The 14042-nt window shown below is 72.4% G+C and carries 17 protein-coding genes; 7 read left to right on the forward strand and 10 right to left on the reverse strand.

The window, feature by feature from the left end:
* Window positions 1-13: 13 nt before the first annotated feature.
* Window positions 14-1405 (reverse strand): D-inositol-3-phosphate glycosyltransferase, encoded by a 1392-nt coding sequence (gene mshA / locus CP967_RS15350; RefSeq protein WP_150488524.1) that lies wholly within the window; start codon window positions 1403-1405, stop codon window positions 14-16.
* Window positions 1406-1621: 216 nt separating this feature from the next.
* Between mshA and CP967_RS15355 the strand changes: the two genes are divergently transcribed.
* From CP967_RS15355 to CP967_RS15365, 3 genes are all read left to right on the forward strand, one after another.
* Window positions 1622-2407: a class I SAM-dependent methyltransferase gene (locus tag CP967_RS15355; RefSeq protein ID WP_150488525.1), complete on the forward strand. Its 786-nt coding sequence runs from the start codon at window positions 1622-1624 to the stop codon at window positions 2405-2407.
* Window positions 2408-2714: 307 nt separating this feature from the next.
* Complete coding sequence (locus CP967_RS15360) at window positions 2715-3785, forward strand: C40 family peptidase (RefSeq protein WP_150488526.1); 1071 nt, start codon at window positions 2715-2717, stop codon at window positions 3783-3785.
* Between the two features lie 329 nt (window positions 3786-4114).
* A complete protein-coding gene (locus CP967_RS15365; RefSeq protein ID WP_150488527.1) occupies window positions 4115-5458 on the forward strand; it encodes a PP2C family protein-serine/threonine phosphatase in 1344 nt (447 codons plus the stop codon).
* On the opposite strand, the gene CP967_RS15370 is transcribed toward CP967_RS15365, so the two are convergent.
* The 4 genes from CP967_RS15370 to CP967_RS15385 all read right to left on the reverse strand — a co-directional run bounded on the left by CP967_RS15370 (window position 5440) and on the right by CP967_RS15385 (window position 8151).
* The gene (locus CP967_RS15370; RefSeq protein WP_150488528.1) at window positions 5440-5775 is read right to left on the reverse strand and encodes a DUF2516 family protein; all 336 of its coding nucleotides are present in this window, start codon (window positions 5773-5775) and stop codon (window positions 5440-5442) included. The two genes, CP967_RS15365 and CP967_RS15370, sit on opposite strands and share 19 nt — an antisense overlap.
* A gap of 104 nt (window positions 5776-5879) precedes the next feature.
* Window positions 5880-6602 (reverse strand): hypothetical protein, encoded by a 723-nt coding sequence (locus CP967_RS15375; protein WP_150488529.1) that lies wholly within the window; start codon window positions 6600-6602, stop codon window positions 5880-5882.
* A gap of 33 nt (window positions 6603-6635) precedes the next feature.
* Window positions 6636-7160, reverse strand: coding sequence for a helix-turn-helix domain-containing protein (locus tag CP967_RS15380; RefSeq protein WP_150488530.1), 525 nt, complete (start codon window positions 7158-7160; stop codon window positions 6636-6638).
* 367 nt (window positions 7161-7527) lie between these two features.
* Window positions 7528-8151: a TetR/AcrR family transcriptional regulator gene (locus tag CP967_RS15385; protein ID WP_150491867.1), complete on the reverse strand. Its 624-nt coding sequence runs from the start codon at window positions 8149-8151 to the stop codon at window positions 7528-7530.
* 93 nt (window positions 8152-8244) lie between these two features.
* Between CP967_RS15385 and CP967_RS15390 the strand changes: the two genes are divergently transcribed.
* Entirely contained in the window at window positions 8245-8643 is a 399-nt protein-coding gene (locus tag CP967_RS15390) for a hypothetical protein (protein WP_150491868.1), read from the forward strand.
* Between the two features lie 99 nt (window positions 8644-8742).
* Here the strand turns inward: CP967_RS15390 and CP967_RS15395 are convergent, their stop codons facing one another.
* Complete coding sequence (locus CP967_RS15395) at window positions 8743-9126, reverse strand: winged helix-turn-helix transcriptional regulator (RefSeq protein WP_150488531.1); 384 nt, start codon at window positions 9124-9126, stop codon at window positions 8743-8745.
* Window positions 9127-9228: 102 nt separating this feature from the next.
* Between CP967_RS15395 and CP967_RS15400 the strand changes: the two genes are divergently transcribed.
* Window positions 9229-9630: a RidA family protein gene (locus CP967_RS15400; protein ID WP_150488532.1), complete on the forward strand. Its 402-nt coding sequence runs from the start codon at window positions 9229-9231 to the stop codon at window positions 9628-9630.
* Window positions 9631-9861: 231 nt separating this feature from the next.
* Here CP967_RS15400 and CP967_RS15405 read toward each other — a convergent pair whose 3' ends face one another.
* A complete protein-coding gene (locus tag CP967_RS15405) occupies window positions 9862-10632 on the reverse strand; it encodes a TSUP family transporter (protein WP_373300399.1) in 771 nt (256 codons plus the stop codon).
* 322 nt (window positions 10633-10954) lie between these two features.
* On the opposite strand from CP967_RS15405, the gene CP967_RS15410 reads away from it, so the two are divergent.
* Entirely contained in the window at window positions 10955-11413 is a 459-nt protein-coding gene (locus tag CP967_RS15410) for a DUF6228 family protein (RefSeq protein WP_167535385.1), read from the forward strand.
* Between the two features lie 122 nt (window positions 11414-11535).
* Here the strand turns inward: CP967_RS15410 and CP967_RS15415 are convergent, their stop codons facing one another.
* The 3 genes from CP967_RS15415 to CP967_RS15425 all read right to left on the reverse strand — a co-directional run bounded on the left by CP967_RS15415 (window position 11536) and on the right by CP967_RS15425 (window position 13249).
* Complete coding sequence (locus CP967_RS15415; RefSeq protein WP_150488534.1) at window positions 11536-11739, reverse strand: hypothetical protein; 204 nt, start codon at window positions 11737-11739, stop codon at window positions 11536-11538.
* A gap of 51 nt (window positions 11740-11790) precedes the next feature.
* A complete protein-coding gene (locus CP967_RS15420; RefSeq protein WP_229888459.1) occupies window positions 11791-12222 on the reverse strand; it encodes an HIT family protein in 432 nt (143 codons plus the stop codon).
* Between the two features lie 103 nt (window positions 12223-12325).
* On the reverse strand, window positions 12326-13249 hold the full coding sequence (locus CP967_RS15425; protein ID WP_150488536.1) for a hypothetical protein: 924 nt from the start codon (window positions 13247-13249) through the stop codon (window positions 12326-12328).
* 144 nt (window positions 13250-13393) lie between these two features.
* Here CP967_RS15425 and CP967_RS15430 point away from each other — a divergent pair, with 144 nt between their 5' ends.
* Window positions 13394-13921 carry a GNAT family N-acetyltransferase gene (locus CP967_RS15430; RefSeq protein WP_150488537.1) on the forward strand — a complete coding sequence of 176 codons (528 nt, stop codon included), beginning with the start codon at window positions 13394-13396 and terminating at the stop codon, window positions 13919-13921.
* The last annotated feature ends 121 nt before the right edge of the window (window positions 13922-14042 follow it).

The raw sequence follows: 14042 nt of genomic DNA on the forward strand, positions 1-14042 counted from the left end.
GGCGGCGCCTCGCTCAGCCGTGGCGCAGCCGGGTGCGGCGGCGGTGGTCGTGGATCGCGGCCGTGTAGACGTCGGCGGTCGCGGAGGCGGCCGTGTCCCAGCCGAACGACTGGGCGTGCGCGGCGGCGGCGGCCCCCATCCGGCCGGCCAGTTCGGGGCTGTCCGCGAACCGGCCCAGCGCCTCGGCGTACGCCGCCGGGTCGTGTCCCGGGATCAGGAAGCCGGTCTCCTCGTCCCGTACGGCCACCGGCAGGCCGCCCACCGCGGCGGCGACCACCGGTGTGCCCGAGGCCTGGGCCTCGATGGCGACCAGCCCGAAGGACTCGCTGTAGGACGGCATGACCAGCACGGAGGCCGCCCGGAACCAGTCGGCCAGCTGGTCCTGGCCGACCGGCGGGTGGAAATGCACGACATCGGCTATGCCCAGGCGGGCGGCCAGCTTCTGCAGGCCCTCCGGCTTGGCGAGCCCGCTCCCGCTGGGGCCGCCGACGACCGGTACGAAGATGCGGGAGCGCAGGCCCGGGTCGCGGTCCAGGAGTACGGCGACGGCGCGCAGCAGTACGTCGGGGGCCTTCAGCGGCTGGATGCGGCCGGCGAACAGCGGGATCAGGGCGTCCCGCGGCAGACCGAGGCGGTCCCGGGCCGCCGCGCGGGCGTCGCGCGCGTCCCGTTCGCCGCCCGGACGGGGGCCGCCGGGGACGGGGCGGAACCGTTCGAGGTTGACCCCGGGGTGGACCACGGCGACCGACGCCGGGTCGGCGTCGTAGAAGCGGACCAGTTCGTCCGCCTCCTCGGCGGTGTTGGCGATGAGCCGGTCCGAGGCCCGGACGATCTGCGTCTCGCCGATGACCCGGGCCGCGGGCTCGGGGGTGTCCCCCTCGGCCAGGGAGGCGTTCTTGACCTTCGCCATGGTGTGCATGGCGTGCACCAGCGGCACACCCCAGCGCTGCGCGGCGAGCCAGCCGACCTGGCCGGAGAGCCAGTAGTGCGAGTGGACCAGGTCGTAGTAGCCGGGGCGCTGCCCGGCCCATGCCTGCATCACACCGTGGGTGAACGCGCAGAGCTGGGCGGGCAGCTCCTCCTTGGCCAGGCCCTCGTACGGGCCGGCGTCCACATGGCGTACCAGTACGCCGGGCGCGAGTGCGACCGAAGGGGGCAGGGTCCCGGTGGTGGCCCGGGTGAATATCTCCACCTCGATGCCGATCGCGGCGAGCCGTCTGGCCAGTTCGACGATGTAGACGTTCATCCCGCCCGCGTCGCCGGTGCCCGGCTGGTGCAGGGGCGAGGTGTGCACGGAGAGCATCGCCACCCGGCGCGGTTTGCGGTGCCCGCCGGCGAAACCGGACGGAAAGCGGATACGGGGTGCGACACGACCGGCGCCGAGCCTGGAGATGTACTGGCTCACTGGGTCCGCTCCTCCTCGCTCGGGGCATGCCGCTCACAGGGCGCGCGCGGCCCTCTCGGAGAGGCAGAACAGCGGGGCACGGCCATTCATTCCGCTTTACCCGATCGTTGCCCCGGCCCACCCGGTCCCCATCCCTCCGCGGACCGCCCGGCCCGCCCGGTCCCCTCCCTCCGCGGACCGCCCGGCCACGGCCCGTCCTCTACTACGCTCGCTGTCATGCACCAGCGCCCCATCGGCACCGCGACCCGCGGGACCACCAACCCCAACCGCCTGCGCCGTATGGACCGCTGGATCGCCGCCGCCCACGGGGCCGCCCTGCGCCGCAGCGATCTCCCCGTCGCGGTCGACCTCGGCTACGGTGCGGCCCCCTGGACCGCCGTGGAACTGCTGCAACGGCTGCGCACCGCGGATCCGCGCACGGCGGTCGTCGGCATCGAGATCGACCCGGAGCGGGTGGCCGCGGCGAAGCCGTACGAGCGCGAGGGCCTCCGCTTCGTCCACGGCGGCTTCGAGATCCCGCTGGACACCCGCCCCGCCCTCATCCGGGCGGCGAACGTGCTGCGCCAGTACGACGAGGACGAGGTCGCCGCCGTCTGGGCGCGGCTCCGCGCGCGCCTCGCCCCCGGCGGTCTCCTGGTCGAGGGCACCTGCGACGAGATCGGCCGGCGGCACGTCTGGGTCGCGCTGGGCCCCGAGGGACCGCGCACCGTCACCTTCGCGACCCGGCTGGGTTCGCTGGACCGCCCGTCGGATCTGGCGGAACGCCTGCCGAAGGCGCTGATCCACCGCAATGTTCCCGGCGAACCCGTCCACGCCTTTCTGCGCGACCTCGACCGGGCCTGGGCCACGGCCGCCCCGTACGCGTCGCTGGGCGCGCGGCAGCGCTGGATCGCGACGGCGCGGGCGGTGGCGGGCGACTGGCCGCTGACCGACGACGTACGCAGGTGGCGGCAGGGGGAGATCACGGTGCGGTGGTCCGCCCTGCGGCCGGCGACGGGCTGAACCGCGCCCACCGCCCGGCCGCCGTCCGTCAGCCGCCCGGCCGCCGTCCGTCCCGGTCCCGCCGATGGACAAAGGGCGGCCCGTGCGCGGACGAGGGCACTCCGCCGGGAGACGGACGAGAACGATCACGGATCCGGGAACGCGCCGGGCCCTCCCGATCGTCCCCTGTGTGACGTGTCGCGCGGCACGGGCCCCTGTTGCTTTACGGGACAACATGGCACGATCGCGTCGACACCGAAAAGTTACTGACGGTAAGTCACATGGGCGCGATTCGGCTTTTCCTGCCGTTCGCCCGGAGGGGGAGCTCGTGAACCGACGCCACTGTGCCTCTGCTGCGATCACTCTGGTCTGCGCACTGGCCCTGCTGGCCGCGCCGGTCCAGGCGATGGCGGCCCCGGGCCCGGACCCGTCTCCTTCCGCTCCCGGGGCTTCCACCCCGGGGAAGAAGAGCCTCGAAGAGGTACGCGAGGAGATCGAGACCCTGTACCGCAAGGCGGGGGCGGCCACGGACGCCTACAACCTCGCCGAGGAGCAGGCGGAGAAGCAGTCCCAGGAGCTGGCCCGCCTCACCCTCGCCATCGCCGAGGGACAGGCGAAGATCGACGAGCTGAAGAGCAGGGCGGGCGCCCTGGCCACCGAGCAGTACCGCAACGGCGGCCTCCCGCCGGGCGCCCAGCTGGTGCTGAGCGGCGACCCGGACCTCTTCCTGGACGGCGTGAACCAGCTCCGTGTGAACCAGCAGGCCACCAAGGGAATGCTCGCCGAACTGGAGCAGTCCCAGCAGGACTTGGAGACGTACACCCAGGACGCCGGTCTCAACTGGGAGAAGCTGGAGGCGAACCGGGTCAAGCAGGCCAAGGCCAGGAAGACCGTCAAGGCCAGGATCGCCGAGGCGGAGAAGCTGGAGTCCCAGCTGGAGAAGGAGGAGCGGGTCCGGCTCCTGGAGCTGGAGCAGAGGGCCGCGATCACGGCGCAGAAGTCCTGGCTCTCCTCCGGCGCGCTCACCCAGATCGACCGGGAGGCAAGCGCGAGCGGCAAGCAGGCCATCGCCTACGCGACCGCCCAGATCGGCAAACCGTACGTCTGGGGCGCCGAGGGCCCCGGCTCGTTCGACTGCTCCGGCCTCACCTCGCAGGCCTGGGCGTCCGCGCGGCACCCGATCCCCCGGACCTCCCAGGAGCAGTGGCGGCAGCTGCCGCGCGTGGCCGTGCAGGACATGCGCCCCGGCGACCTGATCATCTACCACGACGACGCCAGCCATGTCGGCATGTACGTCGGCAGCGGATCGATCGTGCACGCCCCCCGCCCCGGGAGGGACGTCACCCTGGCCGGCGCGGGCTCGATGAAGATCCTCGGAGTGGTCCGCCCCGACAGGTGACCGGGGCGCCGGGCACCAGGTGGCCGGGCCCGGGGCGACGCGCGTACGGGGAGCCGCCCGGCGGGCCGGGCCGCCGGCCGGCCCCGCTCTCCGCCCGCGCCCGCGGGGCTTCGCGGCGCGTGATGTTTGTCATGGCCCGCCTGTCCGTTTCGTCCGCTCCGAGTGCGCCGGATCCGTGGTGGGACGCGGCTTATGGCCGCGCATACGCCGGCGAACGATCTTCAGGTGGCATTCCGTTCCCCCGCCACCGACCGCTATCGTCCCCGTCTGGCGGGCCGTCGATCGGCGGTCCGCCGCGCCCTCGGGGGGAGGGAAGGAAACCCGAACCGATGCCCGTACCCGTACCGCAGCAGCGTGCTGTTTCCGCTGCGGAGACCACTCATGGCGCCGACCTCACCCTGCTGGTGATCTCGGACGACCCTGCGGGCACCTTCACCGTCCCCGAGCTGCCGTCCACCACCGGGGCCCGGGTCCGTGTCCGTACCGCCCGGAACCTCACCGAGGCCGGACGCCTGCTGACCCACCAGGTCGACTGCGTCCTGGTCGACCTCGGCGTGGCCCCGCCCGCCGCTCCCCGCGCCGACAGCCGGCCGGGGGACGACGCCTCGGCACACCCCGAGCTCGCCACCCTCCAGCACGTCCTGCGCATCGCACCGCGCCACGCGGTCCTCGCCCTCACCGCCGAGGACGACGCCGAGCGGGCCGCCGAGGCCGTACGGGTGGGCGCCCAGGACTACCTCTTCCGCGGGGAACTCGACGGCCGGCTCCTCAGCCGCGCCATCCGGTACGCCGTGGAGCGGAAACGCGCCGACATCGCCCAGCACCAGCTGACCGAGTCCCGGCTGCGCGCCCAGGAGAACGCCCGGCTGGAACGCGGACTGCTCCCCACACCGCTCCTGGACGGCTCCGACCTGGAGTTCGCCGCCCACTACCGGCCGGGCCGCAGCCGCGCCCTGCTCGGCGGCGACTTCTACGACACCGTCCGCACCCCCGACGGCACCGTGCACGCCATGATCGGCGACGTCTGCGGCCACGGCCCGGACGAGGCCGCGCTCGGGGTGGAGCTCCGCATCGCCTGGCGCGCCCTCATCCTGGCCGGGCTCTGCGGCGACGAACTGCTCTCCACGCTCCAGCAGGTCCTTGAGCACGAACGGCAGAGCGAGGAGATCTTCGCGACCCTCTGCACCGTCGACATCGCCCCCGACGGGCGGCACGCCGGACTGTGCCTCGCCGGCCACCCGGCCCCGCTGATCGCCCGCCACGGCCGGGCGGCGCGTCTGCTCCCGTACGAGGACGGCGGCCCCGCGCTCGGGCTGCTGCCCGGCGCCCGCTGGCCCCGCCGCCAGGTGCAGCTGGGCGGCTCCTGGAGCCTGATGATGTACACCGACGGGCTGATCGAGGGCCGTGTGGCCGCCGGGGAGAGCCGCCGGCTCGGTCAGGACGGCATGGTGGCGATGATCAACGGGCAGCTGGACCGGGGGCTCGGCGGCGAGGAACTGCTGGAGGCCGCCGTCGCCCAGGCGCAGGAGCTGAACGGCGGCGAGCTCACCGACGACGTCGCGGTGCTGCTCCTGGAACGCGACGAGGACCGGATACGCCGACGGGGCAGGAGTGCCACGCACTCCCGCCCCGGTCCGGGCCTGTCCGCCGGCGTTCAGCGCCCGCCGTTGTAAGGGCCGTACGGCCCGTCGCTGGACGAGCCGCCACGGCGTCCGCCGCCGCCCGTCACCGCCTTGATCGCCGGCCGCACGTCCACCATGAAGACGATGGAGGCGATCACTCCCGCGATCTGGAGGAACAGGATCGGGATGACCAGGTTCACGAACACGGTGATCCCGAGAATGATCAGCCAGAAGGACTTCTTCTGCTTGTCCGCCGCCCGGTAGGCGTCCTCGCGAGCCATGACGGCGAAGACGAACGCGACCACAGCCAGGACGAGCATGGCCAGGTAGAGCAGTTGGAGAACCGATCCGAATGCTTCGAGCAACACGGTGAGTACCGCCTAGTCAGTGGAGAGAGCGCCTCGCGGCAAAGGTACCGGGAACAACGACCGGACCACCCGTAAAGGTGCCCGGCCCCCGCCCGCCCGGCCCGCTACTCCGCCGACGGCGGGGTGCTCTTCTTCGCCGCGGGCTTACGCGTGGCGGCCGTCTTCCCGGCAGGCGCGGCCCCGGCCCCGGCCCCGCCGGTCTTCGCCTCCCCGGTCTTCGCCCCACCGGACCCGGCGGCGGACTTCACCGCGCCGGGGCTCGTCGCCGCGGTCTTCGACGCTACGGTCTTCGACGCTACGGTCTTCGACGCGGCGGTCTTCGACGCGGCGGGCTTCGCCTCCGGTGCGGCTCCCGACTTCTGCCGCGGCACCGGCTCGCCCTCCACGACGGTGGCGATCTCGACGATCTCCTCCGCCGCCTCCCCACGCCACGTACGCACGGTCTGCTCGCCGCGCTCGGCGACCTTCTCGTACGTCTCACGGGCCCGGACCGCGTACTCAGCGGCCACCCCCACGCTCCGCAGGGCCAGGTCCTGGGCGTTCTCACCCAGCTTCTTCAGATCGGTGTCCAGCGACCCGAGGAATCCGGCCACCTTCGCCTGCACCGCGGCCTGGGCCTCCTTGGCCTGCGTGGCGACCTTCTCCTGCACGGCCTTCGGGTCGGTGTTGCGTACGGCCTCGATGCGCTCGGGCGCCTCGGCCCGCAGCTGCTCGATCAGCGCCGGGACCTTGCGCGCCTGCTCCACGGCGAGATCGGCCGTACCGGCGGCGAAGTAGAGGGGGGTGGGGTCGGTGAGGGTCTTACGCAGGTCATCGGTGATGGCCATGACTGTGGTCCTCCCGGATCATCAGAAGTCAGTTCAGGGGTGGTTCCCGGCGTCACCGCCGCCGGCCTCACGGGGGCCGCGGGCATCCCCGCCGGAGCCGCCCGGACCGCCGGTGTCCTGTTCCGCGCCGGTCCCGGTTCCGCTTCCCGCACCGGCGGCACCGCGGACCTCGGGTCCGGCGCCGGTGTCGGTACCGGTGTCGGGCACGCCGTCGAAACCGTTCTCCTTGCGGAAGGAGTCGTAGATCTGCAGCAGCACGTTCTTCTGCCGCTCGTTGATCGACGGATCGGCCAGGATGACCGCCCGCGTCTCCAGCTCCTCCCGCTCCCGCTCGTCGAGGATCCCGGCGCGCACGTACAGCGTCTCGGCGGAGATCCGCAGGGCCTTCGCGACCTGCTGCAGCACCTCGGCGCTCGGCTTGCGCAGACCGCGCTCGATCTGGCTGAGATACGGATTGGACACCCCGGCGGCGTCGGCGAGCTGCCGCAGGGAGAGCTGCGCGGTGCGCCGCTGCTCACGCAGGTACTCGCCGAGATTGCCGACATTGAGTGATGCCATGCGCCGATGGTGCACCATCCCCGCTAACTTTTGCAAGCAGGCGCTTGCAAAAGTGTCTGCTCGTTTCGGCCGACCGGGCACGCCCGCGCCACCCCGCCCCACCGAAGGCGTCCCGTCTCCGTACGGCCGAGGCGCCCCCGGCCCTCGCGAGGCATCCGGTCGCACACCTCACCCCGCCCCGGGCCTCCGGTGCGCCGTCCCGTTCGACGCGAGGCAGCGGTCCACTCCACTTTTCCCGGTCATCACGCCTGGTCAGCGAGGTGAGGGAGCACGCCCCCGGCTCCACGACGGCTTTGCCGGCCCGGCGGAAGCCGTCGCAGATCCGATTCACGGCGGTGAACCCGGGACGCCCCGCCTCGACCGGCCGTCACGAAGCATCCATGCCGCGATCGGCAAGGGCCATCCCGGACGCCAGGGCGCGGGCCGCATCGGCGAAGTACTGCTCATCGGCGCCGGGGGCAAGACCGAAAGGGATGCCCTGGCCGAGGCCGACGAACAACGCCCTGAGGGCGGTGGCCAGGTGTTGCGCCTGCCGCGCCGTCACAACGCCCCCGTCGTGCGGCCTTCCGGTGAACAGCGCGGCCAGTTGGCTCTCCTGCGACCGGACGGACGCGGCGAGCCGGGCCCCCAGGCCGGGATCGTGCAGCGCCATGTCCAGCAAGGTGATCTGAAGCGACAGACGGGACACCGCGTCAGGGGCGTCGCAACTACGCCGGTAGAACCGGGCGAAGGCGTCGACCGCTTCCAGCAGATCGAGCCCGGCGGGGACGGCCTGCTCGATCTCCTCGTAGTGCGGCCGCAGATGGTCGGCGACCAGGGCGACCACCAGGCCGTTCTTGCTTCCGAACAGCGAGTAGACGGCACCGGTGGTCAGGCCGGCACGCTCGGCGATCTCCTCAAGCCTGGCCCGGTGCCCGTCCCGGGAAACGACCTGGAACGCAGCGTCCAGCAAGGCCCGGCGGTTGCGCTCCTTGGCCTCCGCTCTCGACATTCTCATAATGAGAATATTACCGTAATCTCATTATCGAAGTGGTCAGGGCAGCTGCCCAGGAGGATGCTCATGGCTCAGGAAGTGGCGTCACGGATGTCCCGCCGGATGGTCGGCGCCGTCGCCGACGGTGCCTTCAAGGTGCTGCTCGCCGCCGTCTGGATCGCCGGCGCCGCTCCGCTCGGCCGGTTACTCGGCACGCCGGCCTGGCTGATGGCGGCTTCAGGCGTGGCCCTGCTGATCGGCGGTGGCGTCGAGGTCGGATACACGCGCAGCCGGTCGATGCTCACCTACACGCGGCTCATGATCGCCTACGACAGCGGCTGGGTGCTGACGGCCCTGGCCGGCCTCCTGATGGCGCGGCAGGGCAGCGGTGCCGGGGGAGAAGTCTGGATGGGGTACCAGACGGCCGCTCCTCTCGTGTTCGCCGCGGTGCTGGTCGCCGCCACCCCCGTACGGATGGCCCCGGAGGCTCGGCGCGACACCTCGGACTGAGCGGAGTCTTCCGGGAACCCTCAGGAGGGGCCGGCAGCCCGGTCACATGGGACCGGGCAAAGGAACCGCGCGACGCGCGAGGGTCTCGCCGCGTGCCCGTCAGGCGCCGAAGCGGCCGCGTGCACGCTCGATGTGACCGAGATGCTGGTGGGTCCAGCCGCATATGGCGTCGACCGCGGCGCGCAGGGCCCGGCCCGGCCCGGTGAGGGTGTACTCGACTCGCGGCGGCACGGTGGGGTGCACCTTCCGGTCGACCAGGCCGTTGCGCTCCAGCATCCGCAGGTTCTGGGTGAGCATCTTGTGGCTGATGCCCTCGACCTCGTCCCGCAGCTCGCCGAAGCGCAGGGTGCGCTCGCCGAGCGCCTCGATGATCAGGAGCGCCCACTTGTTGGCGACGTCCGAGAAGATCTCCCGCGCCAGGGAGTCCGCGCGCCGCAGGTCGGCGCCCTCGGGCAGGCCCTTGAGTAGCTGCTTGGTCACCATGAGGTTCCCCAGTCACCGAAAAGTGCGTTCTTCCAGGTCAGCCGCCACTCTCCTACAGTTCCCGAGTAACCACAAGAGAGTAAAACGGAAGGACCGGGCACCGTGACCACCATTGATTCCTTCAGCTACGACGTGCCGGCCGAGAGCGACTTCGGCTACTCACAGGCGATCAAGTCCGGCGGGCTGATCCACGTCTCCGGACAGCTCTCGTTCGACGAGGCGGGCGAGTTCCTCCACGCGGGCGACTTCGCCGCCCAGCTCAAGCGGACCTACGCCAACATGGACAAGGTCCTGGACCACTACGGCGCCACCCGGAACCAGATCGTCTCGCAGACCCTGTACGTGGTGGACCTGCGGCAGAACGCCGCGGCGACGGCACAGGGCAACCTGGGGTACTTCGGCGACCACCGCCCGGCCAGCACGGTCCTGGGCGTCACCGAACTGATCTTGCCCGGCCAGGCCATCGAGATCAGCTTCGTCATCGACACGGGACTGCCCGCTTGAGGTCTCCTCCTCGCACGTCCCGCAGCCTCGCTCAGGTGGGGCCGGAGAGGCCACCGGCCCGCGACCCGCACCGCTCGTGGTGCCGCGTCCGTGCCCCTTCGGTGGAGAACGGGACCCGGCCTCAGCGGACCGTCCCCGCCCCTGGCCGTTCCACGGGCCGACCGGCCAGGGCAGTCCCGCAGTGACGCCTCTCGCGGGTCGCGTACTCGTCGGCACCGACCGCCCGCGGGGTCAGCGGAGGGTCTGGACCGCGTAGAGCGCGCCGACCGCGGTGGCGAGGGTGCCGAGCAGGAGCCGGAGGGCCGTCTCGGGCACGTGCGGCTGGAGTCGTGCGCCGAGGTAGCCGCCGAGGAGGCCGCCGGCGCCGCAGGACAGGCCCAGCAGCCAGTCGGGGGTGACGTCGCCGGTGGTGGCGAGGGAGAGCAGCGCGTAGGTGGCCGCGCCGACGACGGAGGTCACGAAGGTGGAGGCCAGCGCGGCGGGTGCGACGGTGGCGACCGGTGCGCCGCGGCCGACGAGGATCGGGCCGAGCAGCGAGCCGCCCCCGATTCCGTAGATCCCGCCGACCACGCCGACGGCCAGGGCCAGCGACGTCGTCGCGCGAGGCGAAGGCCGGCCACGGGTGCGGGGCGGGGCGGGGCGTACGGTCCGCAGCCACAGCCACAGCCCGAGCGGCAGGAGCAACGCCGCTACGAGAAGGCGGAAGACGCGCGGGCCGGGAACGGCGAAAACGCGGATCACGGCGCCGACGACGACACCGGGGACGGTGCCCGCGATCAGGAGCCGGGTCAGCGGTCCGCCGAGCTGCCCGGCCCGCCGGTAGCGCAGGAGGGCACCGGGGCCGGCCACGACGTTGTAGAGCAGGTTCGTGGGTGTCACGGCCGGGCTGGGCACACCCAGCACACTGACCTGGACGGGCAGCAGGAAGACCGCTCCGGAGACGCCCACGGGGGCGGTGACGACGGATATCAGGAGCCCGGCGGCGAACCCGGACAAGGCCATCGACCACTCCACGACGTCCCCCTCGGCACTCTCCGACCGGCACCCGGAGGAGGCTCCGGATCAGGTGCCCCCGTTCTCGTGAACCTCGCCCCCGCCCCGATCCAACCGCCTCCCGGGACGGTGGACAACTGCCGCCGGACTCACGGACGAAGCCATGAGGCGGAGAAGTGTCCGCATAGCGGATGCACACGGATGCACATGGGTGTACACGGATGTACATGGGGGTGCATGGAGGCGCATGGATACTCCGACGACTCCGCAAGGTGCCACGGCTGTCGTCGCGCTCTTCAGGGATCACGGGAGACCCCTTAGCGTTCCGTCCATGATCTTTCTGGACAGTGACACCGACGACAGGGCCGGCGTGGCCGTCCGCTGCCAGGACAACGCCTCCGTCGGCGTGACGTTCTGCGACAGGTCCGGCTTCGACGCGGACTTTGTGCACTATGCCGTCGAACTGCGGGCCCCGGGGCTGACCGCTCGCGTCGACGAGATCGTCGCCTGGCTCCGGGACAGTGGTCTCAGCACGTTCCTGGAAGGACTGGCCGCCGATTACCGGGGATGGGACGGCGAGCGGATCTGGCGGACCGACGACGGAGACCTGGCGGTGACGGCGGTCTTCCGGTCCGGCGGCTACGTCGGGCTGACCTGGTCCCTGCGGCCGTGGCCGCAGGCGGCCGGCGGCTGGAGCGCCTCGGTGACCACCTGGCTGGAGGGCGGCGAGCAGATGTCCTCCCTGGCCGCCGACGTCCGGTGTTTCCTCGCCGGGCAGCGGCCTTCATGACGTCCGGCACACGTATCACCCTCCGGCATCCGGGCCCGTGAACGACCAGTCGGCGCTCATCCGGGCGGGCACCGAGAAGCCGGCCTCACAGTCCGGGCAGATCGCGTCCCCGAAGACACAGGTCAACGCGGCGGCGACTTCGTGCCGGCCATCGGCCAGAGCGGCATCGTGGAGACGCCGGCCGAGTGCACACTGCCCTGATGGCAGAGCGCCGACCACAGGCCGGTCCAGTGCCCGGGAGCCGGTTCCGTCGCGATCCGGTCCAGCAGAGCGGGTGTGTCTCCCGCGGGGCCGTACGCGTGCCTGCGCTTCGGCCGATCCGTCATGTGGGTATCCAACCGGGCCGGCCCGGCATCCCTCGGGACCGTGCCACCGGATCAACTGCCGTGGCGGGGCTCCCTGTCACGGCCGAGCGCGTCGGCCAGCAGGACGCCCGGGTCACCGGTGAGGCGATGGCGGGAGGTGCCGGCCGGCCATGTGGAGATCCCGTCGCCCGTCCACCGTGGGACGACGTGGAAGTGCAGATGGGGCACGGACTGCTCGGACCCCGGGCCGCTGGCGCTCAGGATGTTGACGCCCGTAGCGCCCAAGGCGGTCCGCATCGCCGCCGCGACGCGCTGCGCCAGCGCCACCGTCGCGGCCAGGGCGCCGGGCGGGATGTCGAACACATCCGGGTGATGACGGGCGGGGACCACCAGCGTGTGCCCCGGTGCGAGCTGGTCCGGCGGGAGGAAGGCGCATGCCTCGGCCTCCTGGGCCACCCATCGCGCGGTGTCCTCGTGGATGAGCCGGCAGAAGAGACAGTTCATGACCGCCAACTCTGCCATCCGTCGCCCCGGAGCCTGTGGCAAAGAGGGCGCCACCGGACTCGGAGCGGCCGGGGCCGCGGCGCTTCGCGGGGGCCGGGCCGGCTCAGAAACCGCGGTCGATCACCTTGTCCCGCATCAGCCTCTCCAACTCCGCGTCCGACAGCGGACGCAGCGTGTCCAGCAGGCGGCGCAGTCCGGCTTCGTCCAGGGTCTGGCTGGTGACCTCGGCCTCCACGTCCCGGTGGCGGCGGACGAGGGTGACGGACCTCTCGCCGGCGGGGAGTTCGCGGACCATGCGTATCTCGCCGTGAGCGACCACCGTGCAGGTCATCCCCTCCTCCCCCGGTTCGGGGCACCGGAGTTCCGGCGTGAGCCGGGGGCGCACGGTGAGGCCCACGTACGCGAATCCGCCCTCCCGGCCGGGGCGGTACTCGACACCGAAGTAACCGGGCCCGACCGTGGCCCGGGACACCCGCATCCCGGGCGGCGCGGTCCCCAGGTACAGCAGCTCCTCCCGCTCCCGGTAGCGGGCGGCCTCCGCCTCGTGCCGGTGCTGTTCCGCCCGTGCCGGGCCGGCGAAGCCCCCGTGGACCACCCCGGCCGCCAGCACGGCCGCCGCTCCCAGCCGCACCCACCGGCCCGGTACGAAGAACGCCGCGGCCACCGCGTACGGAACCCCGGTCAGCGCGATCCTGGTACCGGCGCTCCCCAGGCCGACGCCTCCGCTGTAGGCGGCCAGACCGCCCAGGACGCCGAGCGTCCCGAGGACGAAGACCATGGCCGCCCAGCCGAACCGCCGCCACGCGGTACCGCACAGCGGCACCACGGTCCGCACCGGTACGCCCGTCGTGGCCAGCAGACCCACCGCCAGCGGCACCACCAGGACCAGCAGCGGCACCGCCGCACCGGCCCCGCCGCCCCAGGCCGCCGCAAGCAGCCCGAAGCCGAGCGCCGGCACGGTGACCGTCATCGCCGCCCAGACCAGGAGGAGATGGAGAACCGTGAGCGCCCCTCTGCCATGCGTCATGGCCCGCATCCTGTCAGCGGCCCCACCGGCCGGCACGAGTACGGATACTCAGGGTTCCGCGTCCCCGTCGCGACCGGCAAAGGGCCGGATCGGGCCGAACCGGCCCGGGAAGAAAGGTGTTGCCGCGCCGTCACCCGAGACCGCATGCTTCAGGGCGTGTCCACCGAAGACGACCGCACCGACGCCACCGTCACCCTGCACGTCAGCATGCGCGACCTACGGCCCGAGGACCTGCCGGCGTGCACCTGGTCCGGCTCGGCCACCCATCTGCACCACGTGGAGCGGGAACTGGCACGCGCCGCGGCGGGCGAGGTGGACTACCTGGCCGTATGCACCCCCGCGGGTCTGCCGGTGGCGATCGGCGGCGTCGACTACCGGGCCTGTGAGGGGGCCGGGACCCTGTGGCAGCTCGCCGTACTCCCCGCCCTGCAGTCCTGCGGCCTGGGGACGCTGCTCGTCCGAGCCGCCGAACAGCGGATCCGGGACCGTGGACTGCACCGGGCCGAACTCGGCGTGGAGGAGGACAACCCCCGGGCCCGCGCCCTGTACGAGCGCCTGGGCTACGCCGCTTACGGCCGTGCGCCGGACGCCTGGGACGAGGAAGGGCCCGACGGGACGATCCGCCGCCACGAGACGATGTGCGTACTCATGCGGAAGAACCTGACAGCCTGACCCGGCCCGGTCCGGACCAGGTGCTGCTCCCGTCACTGCCCTGCCCCTGTTTCTGCTCCCGGCCCCGGTGAACGCGCGGTCAGGTGGAAGAGGTCCGCGAACCGTTTCCGCTCATCGGTTC

The organism is Streptomyces nitrosporeus (genome assembly GCF_008704555.1).
GTDB classification, from domain to species: domain Bacteria; phylum Actinomycetota; class Actinomycetes; order Streptomycetales; family Streptomycetaceae; genus Streptomyces; species Streptomyces nitrosporeus.

Bases quoted from the DNA above. Each gene is read 5' to 3' on its own strand.
- CP967_RS15395 (WP_150488531.1), bottom strand. From the start codon at position 9,126: ATGGTGACCAAGCAGCTACTCAAGGGCCTGCCCGAGGGCGCCGACCTG.
- CP967_RS15430 (WP_150488537.1), top strand. From the start codon at position 13,394: ATGCTTCAGGGCGTGTCCACCGAAGACGACCGCACCGACGCCACCGTC.
- CP967_RS15415 (WP_150488534.1), bottom strand. From the start codon at position 11,739: ATGACGGATCGGCCGAAGCGCAGGCACGCGTACGGCCCCGCGGGAGAC.
- CP967_RS15365 (WP_150488527.1), top strand. From the start codon at position 4,115: ATGCCCGTACCCGTACCGCAGCAGCGTGCTGTTTCCGCTGCGGAGACC.
- CP967_RS15385 (WP_150491867.1), bottom strand. From the start codon at position 8,151: ATGTCGAGAGCGGAGGCCAAGGAGCGCAACCGCCGGGCCTTGCTGGAC.
- CP967_RS15355 (WP_150488525.1), top strand. From the start codon at position 1,622: ATGCACCAGCGCCCCATCGGCACCGCGACCCGCGGGACCACCAACCCC.
- CP967_RS15410 (WP_167535385.1), top strand. From the start codon at position 10,955: ATGATCTTTCTGGACAGTGACACCGACGACAGGGCCGGCGTGGCCGTC.
- CP967_RS15390 (WP_150491868.1), top strand. From the start codon at position 8,245: ATGTCCCGCCGGATGGTCGGCGCCGTCGCCGACGGTGCCTTCAAGGTG.
- CP967_RS15425 (WP_150488536.1), bottom strand. From the start codon at position 13,249: ATGACGCATGGCAGAGGGGCGCTCACGGTTCTCCATCTCCTCCTGGTC.
- CP967_RS15380 (WP_150488530.1), bottom strand. From the start codon at position 7,160: ATGGCATCACTCAATGTCGGCAATCTCGGCGAGTACCTGCGTGAGCAG.
- CP967_RS15405 (WP_373300399.1), bottom strand. From the start codon at position 10,632: ATGGCCTTGTCCGGGTTCGCCGCCGGGCTCCTGATATCCGTCGTCACC.
- CP967_RS15375 (WP_150488529.1), bottom strand. From the start codon at position 6,602: ATGGCCATCACCGATGACCTGCGTAAGACCCTCACCGACCCCACCCCC.
- CP967_RS15420 (WP_229888459.1), bottom strand. From the start codon at position 12,222: ATGAACTGTCTCTTCTGCCGGCTCATCCACGAGGACACCGCGCGATGG.